1 protein-coding gene is annotated in these 683 nt (G+C 46.3%); it reads right to left on the reverse strand.

All coding sequences use genetic code 11. From position 1 onward, the window contains the following. Nucleotides 1-80: 80 nt before the first annotated feature. A partial coding sequence (locus GSQ84_RS07400; protein ID WP_216848889.1) for a tyrosine-type recombinase/integrase occupies nucleotides 81-683 on the reverse strand: 603 nt, incomplete at its 5' end.

Consider the following 683-nt stretch of genomic DNA (forward strand, 5'->3'; position numbering starts at 1 on the left):
GGTATTAGGGCTCACCCCTTTTTCTCCAGGCAGATAAAGCCCAAGAAAGTCAGTAAGGCTTTTCGAGAAGTCGGTTGGTTTCATAACTTATCCTCCTCATTTATTTCAGGAAAAACATCTGCACTGATATCATTCTCTTTTTTTAAGAGATCGGGGTACATTTCTGCGGTTAGCCTAACATATTTATCCGTTGATTCCAGGGTGCGGTGGCCCAAATAGGTAGACAGAATTGGCAATGCATGATAGAGGTCTGCTCCTGAAGCTGCCATTGCGGCTAAGGCATGACAGGCAAAGGTATGTCTCAGGTCATGCACACGTGGCCCGAGCCCTCTGCCCCGGTGAGGTATTCCTATTTTCCATAGGGCATCCCGAAAAAACGTATATACTGTATGCTGGCCACAAGGACTACCGTCATCCTTTGTAAAGAAGAGTCCTGAGCCTATCTGGTTGCCTTTTCTTGTCTTTCTATATTGATCGCAAACTTCAGCCAGTGAGCCAGAGACGGGAACCATACGTTCCATTCCATTTTTACTTTCCCTGATTATAACATGTTTCTCAGCTGTATTTACGTCCTTATCGGCCAGAGCAAGTGCTTCGCCAAGACGCACCCCGGTTCCGTAAAGTAAGCGGAATAATGCCGGGATCATTTCATGAGCTCCCGTACCGGTTATTTTAGTAGGGAT

It is taken from the genome of Pedobacter sp. L105 (assembly GCF_009765875.1).
GTDB lineage: Bacteria > Bacteroidota > Bacteroidia > Sphingobacteriales > Sphingobacteriaceae > Pedobacter.